The following is an 18,239-nucleotide window of genomic DNA, read 5'->3' on the forward strand; positions in this document are numbered from 1 at the left end:
ATTCCGTTGCCTCTTTAGCATAAAAAAAGGCGGCTTCGCAGCCGCCAGAAGGATAACAACTAACACAGAATTTTTTAGTAAATCGCATGTCCCACGGTATTGAGTAATTTGCTCACACCTTTGGTGAAATAAAGCGGTGCATCGGCCACCGTGTAGCACAAACACCCTTGTTTGGTGAATGGCGTATGATGATGGCGACTATCGAGCAAAATAAAATCACCCGGTACGTATTCGCCACTTTCATCCTCGAACGTACCATCAAGCAAAAGGGTTAACTCATAGCCTTTGTGCGTGTGCGCAGGCACCGAGCCGCCTTCATCAATATGGAGGAAACTGGCACGTGTTGCCCCTTCATCAAGGTTCAACCGGGCGCGCTGTACTTTGCCAAATGATGACCAGTTAGAGTCGCTAAAGCGCTGTAGCGCGCGTGGCAACGTGTAGGTCTTGTTACTCACACTTATTTGTGTTGCACGGACTGGTGTTTGCGCATCGACGGCACCATCATTGGCCGCTGCATCTTCGAAAATGGCAGCAAGCATTTCGTCTTCAGCCGCATAATCCCAATCAGCAACGGTTATTTCTTCCTCGTCGAACGCTGAATCTGCAAGCGAGGCTTCTGCAGCGGCGACATATGCCTGGCATTCCTGGCAGAGCTCAACATGTGCTGACAACGCAATCGCCATCGAGGTGGGCAGTTTGCCAGCGGCAAACGCGTCAAGTAAGTCGGTCGATGGGTGATATTTAATCATTGTTTAACCTCCAGGTGATTGCGGAGCTTTTCCAGACCTAAACGCAATCGGGATTTTACGGTGCCCAACGGCACGTTTAACTGTTCTGACAACTCTTGGTGAGTAAGCTGTTTCAGATACACGCCTCTCACCACTTGTTGTTGCACGTCGGGTAACTCATCAATGAACGACAGCAACTCTTGATCCATCATATATTGCGCACCAGCATCCGACTCATTGTCCTGCTGGCCAGATTCGAGCACGGGCCAAATATCATCACTGAAGTTGTCTTCCCGGTTCGATTGCACCTTACGCAACATATCGAAGCTAATGTTACGCATGATGGTAAAGACCCACGTCGTCGCTGCGCCTTTATCGGCGTTGTACAAATGCGCTTTTCGCCACACAACCAACATGGTTTCCTGCACAAGCTCCATCGCTTGCCCATCAGCACGGAGATGCTTGGCGCCGTAAGAGCGAATCTTAGGGCCAAAAAACCGGAACAGGCGCTCGAAGGCAACACGGTCACGGTCTTCCGAGACTTTCAATAATAATGCAGACAACTCTTCCTTCGTCACGTCAGTCATGTTGGCACGCGTGTCCCGTCTGGAAATGGTGGTCTCAGTATACATGGTTTGTGGCGCAGTCATAGTTGAGTCCTATCTGTCGTAGCCGTCCATTTGGCTACCAGTACGTGGGTAGCAGTGATTGGATCACTCGACTTCCTCTTCGAGAAGCTGACTGATAAATTGTTTCGCTTCTTCTGCTGATTCTTGAGCAATAAACCATTGTTTTTGAGCATTAGAAAGCGGCAAAATTTCGAGCCAGCGCTGACAGCTCCAAGTTAAATCTTCGAAATGAGGCGCTTCATATTGTTCTGCGTGTTCAGGGTGAGCGGCAAAGACGTGTTTGAGCCCTGAGGCGATACGCGCTTTGTCGTCGGCTTGCGCCTCACCCAAATGCTCATCATGAGGCCAATCATTGAGTGCGCGCACATCGCCTACCCAAAGTTTGTCCGCTTCTTGGTCCGTCGACATAATTTCTACCCGCTGGCGACCGGCGATCGTGATCCCTAGCAAGCCGTCGGGCAGTGTTTCGAAATCGACGATGTCGACTAAGGTGCCGTACTTGTAAAGACGCTTTCCCTGCATCATTGCCAGCACAAATCCTTCTTGATTCGCTGAGCACTCACGGACGAGGCGTAAATAACGAGGTTCAAAAATGCGCAGTTTGGCTCTGCCTCCCGGTAACAAAAACAGGGGCAAAGGAAACAGCTTAGTCATACTCATGCCTCCTTCTATCGATTTAACATGTCCTCCATTACGCGTAGGACAATGGATGCGATCAAGCCGGCCCTTGTATCAAGCTAATCGTATTGACATTAATCATCTATATGGCATTCTGGATGTCTAAATGGCCAGTTAGCAAGGTAAAGGGAATGAAGATAAAACAACTCAGCGCAAGTCTCGCGATACTTCTCGCGGCGGTATTCCTCTCAGGGTGTTCCGACCAAACTGAAACCATTAAAATTGGCGCAACGGTCGGTCCCCACGCGCAAGTGGTTGAATCGGTGGCTGAGCAAGCGAAAGAAGAAGGGATTGATGTTGAAGTCGTAGAGTTCTCTGATTACATCTCGCCTAATGCAGGGTTAGCGGATGGTAGTTTGGATTTAAACAGTTATCAGCATCAGCCGTTTCTCGACAATTTCAATCAAAACCACAATAGCGAGTTGGTAGCGATTGGTCGCTCAATCTTAATGCGGATGGGGATTTATTCTGACAAAGTCGACAAGGTCGAGGCGTTAGCGAATGGCGCACAAATTGCGATCCCCAATGATCCCACAAATGCGGGTCGCGCGCTGTTATTGCTGGAAGACGCAGGATTGATTACGTTGGCTGACAATGTTGGCTTTAAAGCCACGCTGCAAGATGTTCAATCCAACCCTAAACAGCTCGAATTTGTGGAAGTAGAAGCGGCACAACTGCCTCGCAGTTTGCAAGATGTCGATGCCGCGGCGATCACCATGAATTATGTGATGTCATCAGGACTCGATCCGAGCGAGCAGGGCATTTTCTTGGAATCTAAAGATGCGCCTCTCGCCGTTATGGTGGTGGCCGCACGCAAAGACGATCAAGATAACCCGACGTATCAGCGATTACTCGCGTTATTCCAGTCCGACAAAACACGTCAGTTTTTGCAAGATACCTTTAATGGCACCATAGAGCCTGCGTTTTAATTTATTGTCACCCAGTGAAATCGGCCAGTGCAACGCTGGCCGATGGCCAAACGTCACTATTTGTTTACCACTCATACAGTTATTACTGTTACCATAGTGATCTGTCGGTGATCCACAATGTGCTAGGATCGCGACGTCTACCTCCCCACATCAATAAAACGCATAGGAAACTGGATGCAATCGGCTAGTCGCCCATTTAATTGGTCGCCCGTATTGCTGGCATGCCTGACCGTCAGCATTGGGCAATTCAGCATGGGTTTAGTATTTCCGTCTTTGCCCTGGATCGCCCGAGATTTCAACCTCAGTATGGACAATGTCCAACTGCTAATCTCTGCCTATCTACTTGGCTTTGGACCATCACAGTTTATCTATGGGCCTATCTCAGATGCGCTTGGCCGTCGCCGCGTGTTGTTAGCCGGTGTGTTGCTTTCACTGATTGGCTTAACCGTGATGGTGAGTTTTAGCGCCAGCTTCACTGGCCTGGTCATTGGCCGCTGCATCCAAGGAATGGGGACCGGCTGCTGTGCTGTGCTCTCACGTGCCTTTACCCGTGACTCGTATTCGGGGGATCAGCTTCCTCAAGCCATGTCATATCTGATCATGGTCGCCTCATTTACGCCTATTGTGGCTCCTGTGATTGGTGGTTTTGTTAACCATAACTTAGGCTGGCTGGCGATCTTTATTTTGCTGATGGTGTACACCAGCTTGGTGTGGTGCGTACTGTTTTTCCTGTTTAAAGAAAGCATGCATACTCGTTCACCGTTGCCCAATGTGAAGGTGATCCTCGGCCGTTATGGCGCACTACTAAAAACACCGTATTTTCTCTATTTCGCCAGTATTAGCTGGGTGAATTTTACCTTGGTGATCACCACGGTGTCGCTGATGCCATTTTTAATGCAAGAGCGCATCGGTATGACCTCGGATCAATATGCGCTGTGGGCGCTTATTCCGACCTGTGGCTTATTGTTGGGGAGTGCGCTAGTTTCGCGCATTCGTCCGCGTTTGGGCACCAAGCGTATGCTGTTGATGGCACCGGTGATGCAGCTCATTTCTGCGGTTTGGTTATGGCTCACCCCGATGGACCCGTTACTGCTGATGATTGGGCAGTTCTTTATGGTGTTTGGCAACGGGATTGCGCTGCCGTGCGCCCAATCGCAGGTGATGCAACCTTACTCTAACCAAGCCGGCACCGTCGCTGCGCTCTCCGGTGGTGGACAGATGATTATTTCTGCGTTGATGAGTATGGCGCTATTGAGCTTGGGCGTTAGCGAAGCATGGCACCTTGGTGTGGTAGTGGGTGTGTGCGCGCTGCTCTCCGTGCACAATATCTTCCGCGGTTTTGCGGCACCGAAAGTCAACGTGGCCAGTACCCCGAGTGAGGCATCATGACAAATACAACATTGGAAACGGGCCTGTTTCCGCTGACAACCCCACGCCTGAGCATGCGGCCAATGGTCAAAGCGGACTGGCCGCTGTTCCACCGCCTACACACAGACAATGCCGTGATTGCGCAATGTTTTGACCCGATGCCACTGGATGAGATTGAAACCCGATTTGAGCAACGGCTTACGCCCTGGTCTCCTGACGCTAAGCACTGGTTGTGTTTGGTGATTGTAGAGACGGCGACGAAAACGCCAATCGGCGTCACCGGTTTTTTACTTGAGCAGGGTGCCGCGGAAGTCGGCTATATACTGTTGCCGCCTTATCACGGGCGTGGCTATGGGACTGAGTCTTTGCAGGCCGTCACCGATTTTGCCATCCATCATGGTGATGCGCGAATCATCAACGCGACGGTAACCGCCGGTAATCTTTCCTCTGCGCGCGTGCTAGAAAAGGTAGGGTTTCAACTCAGCCGGATTGAACCCGATGCCTTCTCTATCGGCGGAGTGTTTTACGACGACTGGATCTACACCTATACCGCAGCATGATTTAAATGTTTTCCCCAGATCACTGATTTTGTTTTGTTCGTTGACCTCAAGTTATCTTGAGGTTTTATCCTTGCCTTCGATGTTTAGCTTTCCAAGCTCAGTTTTCGATAGCACGGATAAAGGGAATGAATGATGACAACAATCGAACACGTCAATATTACTGTGGTGGACATGGATGCGGCGTTAGCGTTTTTGGCGGTGGCTGTCCCCGATTTTAAAGTTCGCCAAGATGCCCAGTCGCCAAAAGGATATCGTTGGGTGCATGTGGGCAATGAGCACTGCTATTTTGCGCTGCAAGAGCCCAACCCAAGTTCAGAGCCCAGCATACAGCCACGCAGTACCTATAAATCTCAAGGCGTGAACCATATTGGCCTGATCATTGATGATATCGATGCTATCCGCGAACGCCTACTTGAAAAAGGGTATCAGCCCAATGGGTCAATGGCGCACGAAACCCACCGCAAGCGGATGTATTTCTATGATAAAGCCGGCTTTGAGTGGGAATTGGTCGCTTACTCATCCGACAAAACCGAAGAAAGATACCTCTACGAGTAACGCACAAAGCCGCACTGCTCGCTTTCCCAAAGAGAAGCACCGCCCCTTACTCAACGGGGCGGTGTGTGCGTCATCGACTCTCTACTCACCAAAAAACTGCTTAATTGCGGTGATCATGCCTTGAGTGAGTTGGTGGAGTTGGTCGTCGCGGATGCAATAAGGTGGCATCACATACACCAGTTTGCCGAACGGGCGAACCCAAATGCCTTGGGCGGTCATTAAGGGTTGAATATCGGCCAGGCTCACCGGATCGGTCAGCTCTATCACGCCAATTGCGCCAAGCACACGCACGTCCGCCACACACTCGAGGGCGCGAGCAGGCGCTAAGCCGGTTTTTAGCTGCTGCTCGATGTGCGCGACGGTCTGCGGCCAGTTACTTTCCAGCAAGGTATCAATGCTGGCGCAGGCCACGGCGCAGGCGAGTGGATTGCCCATAAAGGTGGGGCCGTGCATAAAACAGCCTGCATCACCGCTACAGACCGTATCGGCCACATGGCGGGTGGTTAGCGTGGCGGCCAAGGTCATGTAGCCGCCGGTCAGTGCTTTACCGACGCAGAGTATATCTGGGCTGATCCCCGCGTGATCACACGCAAATAGTTTTCCTGTTCGGCCAAAGCCAGTCGCGATTTCATCCACAATCAGCAGCACATCAAATTCATCGCACAGAGCGCGCACTTGACGCAGGTATTCGGGATGATAAAAGCGCATACCGCCTGCGCCTTGCACGATGGGCTCTAAGATCACGGCAGCGAGTTGTCCATGATGTGAGGCGAGTGCTTCGCGCATAGGGCGTATATCGCTAGGATCCCACTCACCGTCAAAGCGGCTTTGTGGGGAAGGCACAAAATGATGCTGGGGCAGAAACCCTTTGTAGAGTTTGTGCATCGAATTATCAGGATCCGTCACCGACATGGCGGCGAACGTGTCGCCATGATAGCCATGACGCAAGGTCAAAAACTGCGCGCGTGACTCGCCGCGTCCCTGCCAATATTGCATCGCCATTTTAAGCGCGACTTCTACTGACACAGATCCTGAATCGGCCAAAAACACTTGCGTGAGCGGGGCGGGAGAATGCGCGACCAAGCGCTCACAAAGCGATACGGCGGGCTGGTGGGTGAGACCGCCAAACATCACATGCGACATTTTATCGATTTGCTGATGCGCTGCGGTGTTCAAAGCAGGGTGGTTGTAGCCGTGAATGGCTGCCCACCACGATGACATACCATCAATCAGAACAGTGCCATCTTCAAGATGGAGCTCGGCGCCGCTTGCGTGTGAGACGGGCAAGCAAGGCAAAGGGTCGAGCGTTGAGGTGTAGGGATGCCAGATATGCTCGCGGTCAAAATGGGTGTTTATGCTCATAAATAAATCAGATGTAAACTAGTATTATCTTGACGTGTTGACAGGTTAACGTCTGTGGGTAGACTAGCCAAGCATTAAAACGACAACAACGGGGAAAACCGCGTGGAAATAAGACACAACTGGACCGCACAGGAAGTGCAAGCATTGTTCGATAAACCCTTTATGGATTTGCTGTTTGAAGCGCAGCAAGTGCATCGTGAATACCATCCTGCCAACCAAGTGCAAGTCAGCACACTGTTATCGATCAAAACCGGCGCGTGTCCAGAAGATTGCAAGTATTGTCCGCAAAGTGCGCGGTATCGCACCGATGTTGAGAAAGAGCGGTTAATGGAAGTGGAACGCGTGCTCGAAGCGGCAGAAAAAGCCAAAGCTTCAGGCGCGACGCGCTTTTGCATGGGCGCCGCCTGGAAAAATCCCAAGCAACGCGATATGCCGTATTTGCTTGATATGATCCAAGGCGTCAAAGGATTAGGGTTGGAAACCTGCATGACACTGGGCATGTTGGATGCGGAGCAAGCCAAGACCTTGTCCGAGGCGGGTTTGGATTACTACAACCACAATCTCGATACCTCACCTGAGTTTTACGGCAACATTATTACCACGCGGACGTATCAAGAACGCCTCGATACCTTATCCAACGTGCGAGACGCGGGAATGAAGGTGTGTTCCGGCGGCATTATTGGGCTGGGCGAAAGTGCTCGCGATCGCGCTGGTTTGCTGGTTGAACTCGCCAACATGCCGGCTCACCCAGAAAGCGTGCCAATCAACATGCTTGTCAAAGTGAAAGGCACACCGCTTGAGAACGTCGATGACGTCGACCCATTCGATTTTGTCCGCATTATTGCGGTGGCGCGGATCATGATGCCCAAATCGGCAGTGCGACTGTCTGCCGGGCGCGAAGACATGAACGAGCAAATGCAAACCTTGTGCTTTATGGCTGGCGCCAACTCGATATTCTACGGCTGCAAGCTGTTGACCACACCAAACCCTGACGAAGATGCGGATATGCAGCTATTTAAAAAGCTGGGTATTAATCGCGAAGCGGTCAGCCAAAAGCCCGATCAAGTCACTGAGCACGACTTACTTGAGCAAGTGGCCGAGCGAGTCGCAGCGCGCCCGCAAGAGGGCGATTTGTTCTACGATGCCAGTGTCTAAGTCCCCATGACTGATACAACATCAGCGCTGACCCGTCGTTACCAAGGCGAACTGGTCGCTCGCCAGCAACAAGGCTTATGGCGGCAAAGTGGTGACAATGCCGTCGCCGAGTCATGGCGCAACTTTGCGGGGAATGATTACTTGGGCCTTGCGCAAGACCCGCGGCTGGTCAAAAAAGCGCAGCAGCACCTTGAACGCTGGGGTGTGGGTGCAACGGCCTCGCCTGTGGTATCTGGTTTTACCGCGGCGCATCAATCCCTTTGTGATCAGCTGTGTGACTGGCTCGGTTACCCGCAAGCGATATTGTTTAACAGTGGTTTTGCCGCCAACCAAGCGTTGCTGCTTACGCTGTTAGGTAAAGACGATGTCTTGTTTCAAGACAAACTCAACCATGCCTCCTTGATTGAGGCTGGCGTATTGAGCCCTGCCACACAGCGCCGTTTTCGTCATAACGACATGGCACACCTTCGCCAACTGCTCGCGAAAYAAACCCAGCCGTCCGCATCGCTGATTGTCTCGGAAGGGGTATTCAGCATGGATGGTGATGTGTCGCCAACCGAAAGCCTTGCCGCGATTGCCAACCAATCGGGGGCGCTCTGGGCACTGGATGATGCGCATGGGATTGGTGTGTTGGGTCTAGAAGGCGAGGGCAGTATCAGTCGTGGCGCACGGCCGGATATATTAGTCGTCACGTTTGGAAAAGCCTTGGGCGTTGCAGGGGCGGCAGTGCTGGCTTCTCCCACCATCATTGACTATTTGCGTCAGTTCGCGCGCCATTATGTGTATTCGACCGTTATGCCACCTGCGCAAGCGGCACTCATTGAGGATGCGATTAGGCTGGCACGAACAGAGCATTGGCGGCGAGAAACACTCAGCGCTCATGCCGAACAGTTAACGCAAGGCCTCCACGACTGGTTAGAGACGACGTCTGCTTTCGAACCGCACGCTTTAAATACGCAGCCCTTCCCGCAACTGCTCGCGACGCCTAGCCCTATCAAGCCGCTGATTATCGGTGATTTGGCAGCGTTACAGCAGGTGAATCACGCCTTGATGAAGGCGCATATTCGGGTCGGGGCGATTCGGCCACCGACTGTACCTGCCAACACTGCACGTCTGCGGATCAGCTTGTCGGCACAGCATCAAAAAACAGATATCACCGCACTGATCGAGGCGCTGAAGCCGGTATTAGCAAGCGACAAAGCGTCCGAGGTGACGCCATGACCGTCGCCGATAAACAAGCGATTGCCCGCGCGTTTGGTCGCGCCGCGTCCCATTATGATGACAGTGCAACGCTGCAGCGCCGTGTCGGCCATCGGTTAATGGCATTGGCTGAGTCAGAGCGGAAAGCTGTCCGACATGCCACCGTCTTAGATGTCGGCTGTGGCACCGGCTATTTCACCCAGCAGTGGATGACTCACGCTAGGACAGTGATTGGACTGGATCTCAGCGCCCCTATGCTTGCGACGGCAAAAGCGCGCTGCGGCAATGCCATGCTAGGCGTACAAGCTGATGCGGAGCATTTGCCACTGGCCGACAACAGTGTCGATCTGGCATTTAGCTCGTTAGCGCTGCAATGGTGTGACGATTTGCATGTGCCATTGGCGGAGCTGAGTYGGGTCGTCAAACCCGGCGGGAAAATTCTTGTCTCGACACTGCTCACCGGATCACTGTGTGAACTCGACAGCGCGTGGCAACAAGCATGCGGCACATCACGGGTGAACCGCTTTATCACGTTGTCTGGATTACAGCAGGCGACCCAACGCGCCGGGCTTAGGCACGCAACCGTGTTGCAAGAAAGCGAACAGCTCACCTTTGCCAATGCCCATGCGGTGATGAAAAGCTTAAAAGGCATTGGCGCCACTTATCGCCCCCAAGGGGCGGGGCAGCAAGGGCTGGCGACAAGAGCGCAGTTTAGCGCGGTAGAAAAGGCGTATCAGCGTTTTGCACTTGCCGCCAACAACTTACCGGCGACCTATCAAATTGGCTACATAGTGATTAACCACCATGCATGACAGTTATTTTATTACCGGCACCGACACCGAAGTGGGGAAAACCTATACCACGGCGGCGCTGTTGCACGCTTTTATCAAACAAGGTTATCAAGCGGTGGGCTATAAACCTGTCGCTGCTGGTGCCGATTTAGCGCCTGAACATCAACTAAATAGTGACGCTGTCACTTTGCAGCACGCCAGTGCGATCGCATTGCCGTATGCCGCTATCAACCCAGTGTTGTTAGAAACGCCGTGCTCGCCCCACTGGGCGGCGGTGTTAGCCAACAAGCCCATCGACACCCAGGTGCTGAGCGATGGGCTCGCGCATTTAAAACAGCAGGCCAGTCCGGTATTGGTAGAGGGCGCCGGCGGTTGGCAAGTGCCACTCAGTGAGACTGAAACGCTTGCCGATTGGGTGGTTGCCCATCAACTGCCAGTGATCATGGTGGTGGGAATTAAACTTGGCTGTTTAAACCATGCTTTACTCACCGCAGAGGCCATACGTGCACGCGGGCTTACGTTAGCTGGATGGGTGGCAAACGCCGTTGCTCCCAAAGTGCAGCACAGTGATGAAATGGTGCGTTATCTTGATGCGCATTTAGATGCGCCTTGTCTGGGGCACTTGCCGTTTGCTGCCGATGCCTCGCCAGCACAATGCGCGAGCCACTTAGATATTAAGCCGTTGTAAACATATTGCGAGAATGTCGCGATCAAAAAAGCCAGCGCTGTGCTGGCTTTTTGTCTATTCAGGTAGTCAATGCGGGTAGACAATTACTTCTGGTCGTCTCGAATACCCATTAGGCTTTGCTGAACCTCGGCCATTTGGCGCGCCGCTGTCGCGTCATCCGACGCTAACCCAAGCTCTGAGCAGGCTTCATCGAAGCTCATGCCGAGATGACAGGTTAAGATGTCGATAGCGACTCGGTAGTTTTCTTGCTCTGCCATGGTCTCACTCCATTGATAACGCGTTGCGTTGTTAAGGTTAGGTTGTCCACACTGGGTGGTTATAAACTTAATGGTTGATATGACCGCCGACTGCCCATTACTTTGTTGTCTTACGCAGTGCATCAGCGTCATAGTTTTAAACAGCTGCGCATAAATTAGCCTGAGTAAACCGCGATGACAACTCGACCAAAGTCTATATTGGGTTGTTTTTGTCTTTTTTATTGGGCTTTTCTGCCTCGATGCTTGTTAAATATTTGAATGGATTGTTAAAAATTAAGAGTTGCGCGATATCACAATTTGTTTAGATCAGATCGAAATAACGTGCCACACTAACTGGTCGGTGCAGAGAGCTGGATGGTACGGGCGCCACAAGCGACGACTGGGATTTATTCGTAACAAATTGCATCAAAGGATTGTTTTTATCATTAATGCCCATACTATTTTTATCATTACAACAAATAAGCGCTAAACACTGGGTTTAAGCGACGGAGACACACCATGAAACGCTTAGGATTATTTCTCGCTACCAACCTTGCGGTACTGGTCGTATTTAGCATTGTGCTGAATATCATTTATGCCGTGACAGGCATGCAACCGGGGAGCTTATCTGGGTTGCTGGTACTGGCAGCGGTATTTGGTTTTGGCGGCTCGTTTATATCGTTGCTGATGTCAAAATCAATGGCATTGCGCTCGGTGGGGGCGCAAGTGATTGAGCATCCACGCAATGAAACCGAGCACTGGCTAATGAATACTGTCAGTCAACAGGCGCAGCGCGCTGGCATTGGTATGCCAACCGTGGCGGTATATAACTCGCCTGACATCAACGCCTTTGCGACGGGAGCGAAACGCAACGATTCTGTGGTGGCGGTATCAAGTGGCCTGCTGCAAAACATGACCCGTGATGAGGCCGAAGCCGTGCTGGCGCACGAAATCAGCCACATTGCCAATGGCGACATGGTCACCATGACCTTGATGCAAGGGGTGGTGAACACCTTCGTGATCTTTATTGCCCGCGTTATCGCCGGTGCGGTGAGTGGCATGAACAGTGACGAAGAAGGCGAAGGCGGCGGCAACTGGATGATGTATTTCCTCGTCTCGTCAGTGTTAGAAATCGTGTTTGGTATTCTGGCTAGCATTCTCACCATGTGGTTTAGCCGTCATCGCGAGTTCCGCGCGGATGCAGGCTCGGCGCAGCTGGTGGGCAAACAGAAAATGATTGCTGCGCTGGAGCGTTTGAAAGTCAGCCACGAGCCGAAACTAGAAGGCTCAATGATGGCATTTGGCATCAACGGTAAGAAAACGCTGAGTGAGCTATTTATGACTCACCCACCGCTAGAAAAACGTATCGATGCCTTGCGTCGTGGCGACTATCTATAATCGGATAGCGTTTACGCCGAGTCATCGATTAAGCGGCCTGCGGGCCGCTTTTTGTYTGTGCGCGACGCCACTTTATCCCCTCACTGGCGAGCACCGCACCCAATACAATCAACGCCATCGCTACCACGGTAAGCGCACTGACGGTTTCCGAGAACACGGGAATCGCGATCAGTGCGGCCACCACGGGCGTGAATGCGCCTATTGCGGCACTCATTTCTGCGCCCAAACGGCGAATCGCAAATGCATAGCTGTAATTGGCAATAATCCCCACGCCCAAGCCTTGCGCCAGTACATGGTAGCCCAGCTCACCGAAAGGCGCTTGGAGCAGATTAAACGAGATCAGCCCGCTCATCGCGCCCACGGGCAGCAGCAAGACGGCTGACATCGCTAATACCGCTCCGGCTTCTGCGGCATTTAAGCCCGTGACACGTACGCCAATGGTAAACCACGCCCAACTGATGCTGGCTGCGAGCAAAATCAAATGGCCTTGGGTGACGCTCCACGGTGAGAAGAACAGCGAATGCCACAAAAATGCGCCAATGCCTATCACGATCAACCCAATCCCTAATCGTCGTCCCACCGAGAGCGACTCGCCATAAACGCTCCAAGCAATGGCGGAGACAAACAGTGGCAAGATCCCAGGAATTAACGAGGCGCCATCGGCGACAGGGGCAAACTGCATCCCTGTGGCGGCGAGCAGATAAAACGGTAAACCTGCCCCGAAGGCAATCGCAAACAGATAACGTTTGCGCATGGCAAAAATATGGCGCACACGATGACGGCTCAGCCAACCAAATAGCAGCGCCGCAGGCAAAAAGCGCAGTAGAGCAATATCGCCACTGGTTAATACCGACTGGCTGGCCTGACGCAAGGATATAAACAGGCTCGCCCAAATGGTCACGGTGACAAGCATGGCGGCGAGGCCTAATAAACGTTGAGAGGTGGCAGGCATGGTTGATCACTTCCTTGATAATGGATGCAGTTAGTGTGGCAGCGTCAAGGGAGGGATTGGTGGCAAATTAACGGGTAGTTTCATCCCCTATTAGTGGTTATCATCGGATATTAGTGAATAATTGATGAAAATTACCAAGGAGAGGGTTTGGACAGTAAAGACAAAGCCATTCTGGCGCTGTTACAAGACGATGCGCGCCGCACCACGGCGGAAATCGCTGATGCCGTTGGGTTGTCGTTTTCGCCTTGTGCAAGACGAATCAAAAAGCTGGAAGCCGATGGGGTGATAGCGTCCTATCAGGTTACGCTCGATCGCCTGCGAATTGGGCTTAACATGACCTTTTTTGTCAACGTGAGTTTGAGCAATCACCGAGAAGAGGCGATTGTTACCTTCGAGCACGCATTGGTGGAAATGGATGAAGTCATCAACGGCCACGTGATCTCAGGTACTTATGACTATTTATTGGAAGTGGTGACGCGAGATTTACCGCACTATGAAGCCTTTATGCGCCAGCTACAAACCTTGGCGATGGTCAAAGACATCAATACCAATGTGGCGATCCGCGCGGTAAAACAAGGCGCGGCGCTAAAAGTGTAGCGCCGCGCTATTAATGTGAAATAGTGGTTAGCGAATAGCGAATAGCGAATAGCGATTAGCTAAGGTGCTGGCTCAACCAGTCGCTAAAGGCATTTTGTGGCAGGGCACCGTTGAGTACGTCAACGCGCTCGCCGTTTTTAAATACCATTAGCGTCGGAATGCTACGAATACGATATTGCGCCGCCAATGCTTGCTGCGCTTCGGTATCGATTTTAACAAAACGTGCGCGGCCTTCTTCTTGCTCGGCCACTGCCGCAAAAGCAGGCGCGAAGCTTTGGCATGGGCCACACCACGGGGCCCAGAAATCGACCACGACAGGCACATCGCTATTTAGCAACGCGTTAAAGTTTTCGCTGGTGCCCTCAATCGGTTTACCGTCCAGCACATCAGACTGACACTTGCCGCATTTGGGCGCGTCATTCACCCGCTCGTTTGGAATGCGGTTCATGGCTTGGCAGTGAGGGCAGCGTGAGGTCAAGGTTGTCATTGGGTTTCCTCGTTGAATTATTTGTGTCTAATATAAGCGGGTGACGTCGCTCGCCCAAGTTGAATTTATCAATCACTCAAATAGAAAAAGCCGATGACACGGCACCGGCTTTCATAAGGTGTTATTGATTCAGTGCGCGCTAGAGTGCATCCACCACATTGAGGATGGCACTGAGCATATCGCGACCGAAGGCTTGGCTGCGCGCAGGTGACCAACCAAAATCCGGGTCCGGTTGGTCGTTATGATCTTTAAATGGCATTTCAACTGTGTACGACAAGCATTTAAAACGCTCACCAATCCAGTTTGAGCCCACGGTCAGATTGGCCTTGCCAGGTGCGTCTTTGTCATAGCCGTGCTCGTCTTGGAACTCTGGCGTCACGGTGAGTAGGGCACGCTTAAACCTGTCCTCTAAATCCGCCATACGCGCATCGTAAGAAGGGATCCCCTCGCAACCGGCAACAAAGTTATATGGGATGGCCTCATCACCGTGGATATCGAGGCACATTTTCACCCCTGTTTGCTCCATACGCGCACGAACATGATACACCTCGGGGCTGCGCTCAAGCGTAGGGGCTTGCCATTCTCGGTTCAAGTTGGCGGCCACCGCATTGGTGCGCAAGTGGCCGCGCACGCTGCCGTCGGGGTTCATATTGGGCACCACGTAAACGTCGGCCTTTTCCAACAGCGCACGGGCAGTGGTGTCGGTGTCGTCAAGCAATCGGTCGAGCAGCCCCTCGATAAAYCATTCCGCCATGGTTTCGCCTGGGTGTTGGCGAGCAATCAGCCAAATCGGTGTTTTCGGTTGGACGGATTCACCTAAATCGGCACGAATTTTCAGTAGGCTAATATCGCGCCCATCCAAGGTCTGGCCGAGGGTTTCTAGCTGACATTGTGGATAGGTCTGCGCTTGGTGAATTAAATCCAGGTGGCGCTCATAGCTATACGGCGCGAAGTAGGCGAAATACATCGAGCCATGTTGCGGCGTTACGTTAATGGTCAGTGTATCGCCGTCAAATTCGGTGGGGACGCGGAACCAGGTATCGCGATCGTAAGAGGCGACCGCCTGATAATCTTTCCAGCCTTCAGGGTAGGCTGAGCCTGCCAGTTGCTGAATATGCAGTGTGTGAGCCTGATTCACTTGCGCCTCTAAGCGAAAGTGGAACCATTGATAAAACTCAGACTGATTGTCGTGGTGAATGGCAAGTTGAATGTTGTTGATGTCGTCATCGTTAACAACGCAATATTCCCGCTGTCGAACTGGCTAAAAATACGCATAGAGCATCCTTTATCGGTTTGAGAGGCCAGCTGTGTTTGCACCTTAAAAATCCGCCTTTTGTCGTAAAACCTTTCGCGACGTTCTTGCCATCAAATATCTACTCATTTAGGCAAGATGGCTTTACTGGCTTATTATTAACAGTATTGCGCCTTATCTTGTCGTACTGCGTCTTAGCTGGCAAGGTGCCCTTATCACGCTATGACTATCTTTTTCCTCAGTGATTATCTTTTCCTCAACAAACAAGGAGCCACTATGCATTTGCAGGATCCTGAGCTTTTAAAAACGCAGGCACTGATCAATGGCAAGTGGGTTGATGCCGATAGCCAACAAACCCGCGCAGTGACCAATCCTGCGAACGGAGAGCACTTGGCGACGGTACCTAATATGGGGGCGGAGGAAACCAGCCGCGCCATTGATGCCGCGGATGCTGCGCTACCCGAATGGCGAGATTTAACCGCCAAAGCGCGGGCTGACGTGCTTTACCGCTGGTACGAGTTAATGCTCGAGCATAAAGATGATTTAGCCGCGATCATGACGGCTGAGCAAGGCAAGCCACTGAAAGAAGCCGCGGGCGAGATCCAATATGCCGCGTCATTTTTACAGTGGTTTTCAGAAGAAGCGAAGCGCGTGTATGGCGCAACCATTCCCGCGGAGCAAACGGATAAGCGTATTTCAGTGATCAAGCAGCCGATTGGCGTGACCGCGGCGATTACCCCGTGGAACTTTCCGGCAGCAATGATCACCCGCAAAGCGGCCGCGGCACTGGCGGCGGGGTGTACCATGGTAGTGAAGCCTGCCAGTGATACGCCGTTATCGGCATTGGCTCTCGGTGAGCTCGCGTTACGAGCCGGTCTACCTGCTGGAGTGATCAGTGTGGTGACCGGGGCGTCGGGTCCAATTGGCGATACCTTATGTGCTGACAGACGCGTCCGTAAGCTCTCGTTTACCGGCTCCACTGAAATCGGCGCACAGTTGATGGAAAAATGTGCCCCAAGTATCAAGAAGCTCTCATTGGAGTTAGGCGGCAACGCGCCCTTTATTGTGTTTGATGATGCTGATATTGACGCCGCGGTTGAAGGTGCGGTGGCAGCCAAGTTTCGTAACGCAGGGCAAACCTGTGTCTGTGTGAACCGCATCTACGTACAAGCGGGTGTGTATGAATCCTTTGCCGAGAAATTTACCCAAGCGGTAAGTCAATTGCAGGTGGGGAAAGGCACCGACGACGGTGTAGACATTGGCCCACTCATCAACAAAGGGGCAATGGACAAAGTGAATGCCCATCTGGATGATGCCAAGCAAAAAGGTGCGGCGATTGAGCTGGGTGGCGCGTGCCCTGAGCTGGGTGAAAACTACACCCAACCGGCGGTGATTAAATATGCGACCCCAGCGATGCGGATAGCCAAAGAAGAGACCTTTGGCCCCGTGGCACCGCTGTTTTCTTTTGAAGAAGAAGCGGACGCCATCGCCATGGCCAATGACACCGAATTTGGTTTAGCGTCTTACTTTTATGCCAAAGACATTAGCCGTGTGCACCGGGTGGCAGAAGCGCTGGAATATGGCATGGTAGGAATCAACACCGGCTTGATTTCGACCGCAGTTGCGCCTTTCGGCGGGGTGAAACAATCAGGCCTGGGTCGTGAAGGCTCTAAATGGGGACTGGATGAGTACCTAGAAATGAAGTACCTATGCTTGAGCTTGTCTTAACTTGGGTGTTTGCCCCGCGAAGTGTTAAAAATTGCTGACACGTAAAGCGGGTTTTACGCTGTTTATTGCAGTCAACTTGCCTCGAATGTCATCAAATTGGTGATAATTCAGTCAGGTTGACTGTTTTTTGGTGGCTTGATGTATGAATATTTGCATTTGCCCACATCCGCTCTGTTGTTGGCTTTTCATCCGTGGTAAAACTCAAGTAATATGCGTAAGAGAAGTCCAACCGTTGCCTTGTTGCAGCATGTTGGCGAACCAAACCAAGTGGAGATACAAGATTGATCAATGTGTTCCTTGTAGATGATCACGAGCTGGTTCGCACAGGGATTCGACGTCTTTTAGAAGACGTTCGTGGCATAAAAGTGGTAGGGGAAGCCGACAGCGGTGAAGCTGCACTCAAGTGGTGCCGGCAAAATCACGCCGATATTGTCCTAATGGACATGAATATGCCAGGCATCGGTGGGTTGGAAGCGACACGCAAGTTGCTTCGTTACTCGCCGGACGCCAAGATTATCGTGCTCACGATCCATACAGAAAACCCGTTTCCAACCAAGGTGATGCAAGCCGGCGCGGCGGGTTATTTGACCAAAGGAGCCGGTGCCGATGAAGTGGTGAACGCGATCCGCATGGTCAACAGCGGCCAGCGTTATATTTCACCGGATATTGCCCAGCAAATGGMACTCAGTCAGTTCTCTGCCTCTTCAGATAATCCTTTCAAAGAACTGTCAGAGCGTGAATTGCAGATCATGCTGATGATCACCAAAGGGCAAAAGGTTACCGACATTTCCGAGCAACTTAGCCTGAGCCCGAAAACGGTGAACAGTTACCGTTATCGCTTATTCAGCAAGTTGGGGATCAATGGCGATGTGGAATTGACCCACCTTGCTATCAGGCACGGCATGCTCGACACCGAAACCCTGTAACGCGAAGTAATCCAGGACGA

At 52.0% G+C, this 18,239-nt stretch carries 19 protein-coding genes and 1 pseudogene; 12 read left to right on the plus strand and 8 right to left on the minus strand.

Going from position 1 to position 18,239, the window contains the following annotated elements; all coding sequences use genetic code 11:
• Positions 1-74: 74 nt before the first annotated feature.
• From BZG73_RS10520 to BZG73_RS10530, 3 genes are all read right to left on the minus strand, one after another.
• Positions 75-749, minus strand: coding sequence for a ChrR family anti-sigma-E factor (locus tag BZG73_RS10520; protein ID WP_077607130.1), 675 nt, complete (start codon positions 747-749; stop codon positions 75-77).
• Positions 746-1,315: a sigma-70 family RNA polymerase sigma factor gene (locus tag BZG73_RS10525; RefSeq protein WP_101494496.1), complete on the minus strand. Its 570-nt coding sequence runs from the start codon at positions 1,313-1,315 to the stop codon at positions 746-748. Before BZG73_RS10525 ends, BZG73_RS10520 begins: the two co-directional genes overlap by 4 nt.
• Before the next feature lie 126 nt (positions 1,316-1,441).
• Complete coding sequence (locus BZG73_RS10530) at positions 1,442-2,011, minus strand: LON peptidase substrate-binding domain-containing protein (protein ID WP_046073085.1); 570 nt, start codon at positions 2,009-2,011, stop codon at positions 1,442-1,444.
• Positions 2,012-2,166: 155 nt separating this feature from the next.
• On the opposite strand from BZG73_RS10530, the gene BZG73_RS10535 reads away from it, so the two are divergent.
• The 4 genes from BZG73_RS10535 (at position 2,167) to BZG73_RS10550 (ending at position 5,447) form a co-directional block, all read left to right on the plus strand.
• Positions 2,167-2,964 carry a MetQ/NlpA family ABC transporter substrate-binding protein gene (locus BZG73_RS10535; protein ID WP_077668255.1) on the plus strand — a complete coding sequence of 266 codons (798 nt, stop codon included), beginning with the start codon at positions 2,167-2,169 and terminating at the stop codon, positions 2,962-2,964.
• 174 nt (positions 2,965-3,138) lie between these two features.
• On the plus strand, positions 3,139-4,353 hold the full coding sequence (locus BZG73_RS10540; RefSeq protein ID WP_077668256.1) for a multidrug effflux MFS transporter: 1,215 nt from the start codon (positions 3,139-3,141) through the stop codon (positions 4,351-4,353).
• Positions 4,350-4,892, plus strand: coding sequence for a GNAT family N-acetyltransferase (locus BZG73_RS10545; protein WP_077668257.1), 543 nt, complete (start codon positions 4,350-4,352; stop codon positions 4,890-4,892). The genes BZG73_RS10540 and BZG73_RS10545 overlap by 4 nt, the downstream gene beginning before the upstream one ends.
• A gap of 129 nt (positions 4,893-5,021) precedes the next feature.
• A complete protein-coding gene (locus BZG73_RS10550) occupies positions 5,022-5,447 on the plus strand; it encodes a VOC family protein (RefSeq protein ID WP_235606054.1) in 426 nt (141 codons plus the stop codon).
• An 81-nt stretch (positions 5,448-5,528) separates the two neighbouring features.
• Here BZG73_RS10550 and bioA read toward each other — a convergent pair whose 3' ends face one another.
• Entirely contained in the window at positions 5,529-6,803 is a 1,275-nt protein-coding gene (bioA, locus tag BZG73_RS10555) for an adenosylmethionine--8-amino-7-oxononanoate transaminase (RefSeq protein WP_201247901.1), read from the minus strand.
• A 108-nt stretch (positions 6,804-6,911) separates the two neighbouring features.
• Between bioA and bioB the strand changes: the two genes are divergently transcribed.
• The 4 genes from bioB to bioD are packed head-to-tail and all read left to right on the plus strand — an operon-like array spanning position 6,912 to position 10,643.
• Positions 6,912-7,964 carry a biotin synthase BioB gene (gene bioB / locus BZG73_RS10560; protein ID WP_077639099.1) on the plus strand — a complete coding sequence of 351 codons (1,053 nt, stop codon included), beginning with the start codon at positions 6,912-6,914 and terminating at the stop codon, positions 7,962-7,964.
• 6 nt (positions 7,965-7,970) lie between these two features.
• Positions 7,971-9,185: an aminotransferase class I/II-fold pyridoxal phosphate-dependent enzyme gene (locus BZG73_RS10565; protein WP_077668260.1), complete on the plus strand. Its 1,215-nt coding sequence runs from the start codon at positions 7,971-7,973 to the stop codon at positions 9,183-9,185.
• Entirely contained in the window at positions 9,182-9,976 is a 795-nt protein-coding gene (gene bioC, locus BZG73_RS10570; RefSeq protein ID WP_077668261.1) for a malonyl-ACP O-methyltransferase BioC, read from the plus strand. The genes BZG73_RS10565 and bioC overlap by 4 nt, the downstream gene beginning before the upstream one ends.
• Positions 9,969-10,643, plus strand: a complete 675-nt coding sequence (gene bioD, locus BZG73_RS10575; RefSeq protein ID WP_077668262.1) for a dethiobiotin synthase — start codon at positions 9,969-9,971, stop codon at positions 10,641-10,643. The genes bioC and bioD overlap by 8 nt, the downstream gene beginning before the upstream one ends.
• Positions 10,644-10,726: 83 nt before the next feature.
• On the opposite strand, the gene BZG73_RS16070 is transcribed toward bioD, so the two are convergent.
• A complete protein-coding gene (locus BZG73_RS16070) occupies positions 10,727-10,900 on the minus strand; it encodes a hypothetical protein (protein WP_167369754.1) in 174 nt (57 codons plus the stop codon).
• Between the two features lie 498 nt (positions 10,901-11,398).
• Here BZG73_RS16070 and htpX point away from each other — a divergent pair, with 498 nt between their 5' ends.
• Positions 11,399-12,277, plus strand: coding sequence for a protease HtpX (gene htpX / locus BZG73_RS10580; protein ID WP_046073095.1), 879 nt, complete (start codon positions 11,399-11,401; stop codon positions 12,275-12,277).
• Between the two features lie 28 nt (positions 12,278-12,305).
• Here htpX and BZG73_RS10585 read toward each other — a convergent pair whose 3' ends face one another.
• Positions 12,306-13,229 (minus strand): DMT family transporter, encoded by a 924-nt coding sequence (locus BZG73_RS10585; RefSeq protein ID WP_077668263.1) that lies wholly within the window; start codon positions 13,227-13,229, stop codon positions 12,306-12,308.
• Positions 13,230-13,376: 147 nt separating this feature from the next.
• Between BZG73_RS10585 and BZG73_RS10590 the strand changes: the two genes are divergently transcribed.
• Positions 13,377-13,826 (plus strand): Lrp/AsnC family transcriptional regulator, encoded by a 450-nt coding sequence (locus BZG73_RS10590; protein ID WP_077668264.1) that lies wholly within the window; start codon positions 13,377-13,379, stop codon positions 13,824-13,826.
• Between the two features lie 55 nt (positions 13,827-13,881).
• On the opposite strand, the gene trxC is transcribed toward BZG73_RS10590, so the two are convergent.
• Positions 13,882-14,313, minus strand: a complete 432-nt coding sequence (trxC, locus tag BZG73_RS10595) for a thioredoxin TrxC (protein ID WP_046073098.1) — start codon at positions 14,311-14,313, stop codon at positions 13,882-13,884.
• A 139-nt stretch (positions 14,314-14,452) separates the two neighbouring features.
• Positions 14,453-15,588: pseudogene (locus tag BZG73_RS10600) on the minus strand (M14 family metallopeptidase).
• Positions 15,589-15,841: 253 nt separating this feature from the next.
• Between BZG73_RS10600 and BZG73_RS10605 the strand changes: the two are divergent.
• Positions 15,842-17,293 (plus strand): NAD-dependent succinate-semialdehyde dehydrogenase, encoded by a 1,452-nt coding sequence (locus BZG73_RS10605; protein WP_077668265.1) that lies wholly within the window; start codon positions 15,842-15,844, stop codon positions 17,291-17,293.
• A 281-nt stretch (positions 17,294-17,574) separates the two neighbouring features.
• A complete protein-coding gene (gene uvrY, locus BZG73_RS10610) occupies positions 17,575-18,219 on the plus strand; it encodes a UvrY/SirA/GacA family response regulator transcription factor (RefSeq protein WP_077668266.1) in 645 nt (214 codons plus the stop codon).
• Positions 18,220-18,239 lie beyond the last annotated feature (20 nt).

The sequence above is a fragment of the Salinivibrio siamensis genome, from assembly GCF_001996005.1.
Lineage (GTDB): Bacteria > Pseudomonadota > Gammaproteobacteria > Enterobacterales > Vibrionaceae > Salinivibrio > Salinivibrio siamensis.

Coding starts and splice junctions, on each gene's coding strand:
- BZG73_RS10520 (WP_077607130.1), bottom strand. CDS start 749: ATGATTAAATATCACCCATCGACCGACTTACTTGACGCGTTTGCCGCT.
- BZG73_RS10525 (WP_101494496.1), bottom strand. CDS start 1,315: ATGACTGACGTGACGAAGGAAGAGTTGTCTGCATTATTATTGAAAGTC.
- BZG73_RS10530 (WP_046073085.1), bottom strand. CDS start 2,011: ATGACTAAGCTGTTTCCTTTGCCCCTGTTTTTGTTACCGGGAGGCAGA.
- BZG73_RS10535 (WP_077668255.1), top strand. CDS start 2,167: ATGAAGATAAAACAACTCAGCGCAAGTCTCGCGATACTTCTCGCGGCG.
- BZG73_RS10540 (WP_077668256.1), top strand. CDS start 3,139: ATGCAATCGGCTAGTCGCCCATTTAATTGGTCGCCCGTATTGCTGGCA.
- BZG73_RS10545 (WP_077668257.1), top strand. CDS start 4,350: ATGACAAATACAACATTGGAAACGGGCCTGTTTCCGCTGACAACCCCA.
- BZG73_RS10550 (WP_235606054.1), top strand. CDS start 5,022: ATGATGACAACAATCGAACACGTCAATATTACTGTGGTGGACATGGAT.
- bioD (WP_077668262.1), top strand. CDS start 9,969: ATGCATGACAGTTATTTTATTACCGGCACCGACACCGAAGTGGGGAAA.
- BZG73_RS16070 (WP_167369754.1), bottom strand. CDS start 10,900: ATGGCAGAGCAAGAAAACTACCGAGTCGCTATCGACATCTTAACCTGT.
- htpX (WP_046073095.1), top strand. CDS start 11,399: ATGAAACGCTTAGGATTATTTCTCGCTACCAACCTTGCGGTACTGGTC.
- trxC (WP_046073098.1), bottom strand. CDS start 14,313: ATGACAACCTTGACCTCACGCTGCCCTCACTGCCAAGCCATGAACCGC.
- BZG73_RS10605 (WP_077668265.1), top strand. CDS start 15,842: ATGCATTTGCAGGATCCTGAGCTTTTAAAAACGCAGGCACTGATCAAT.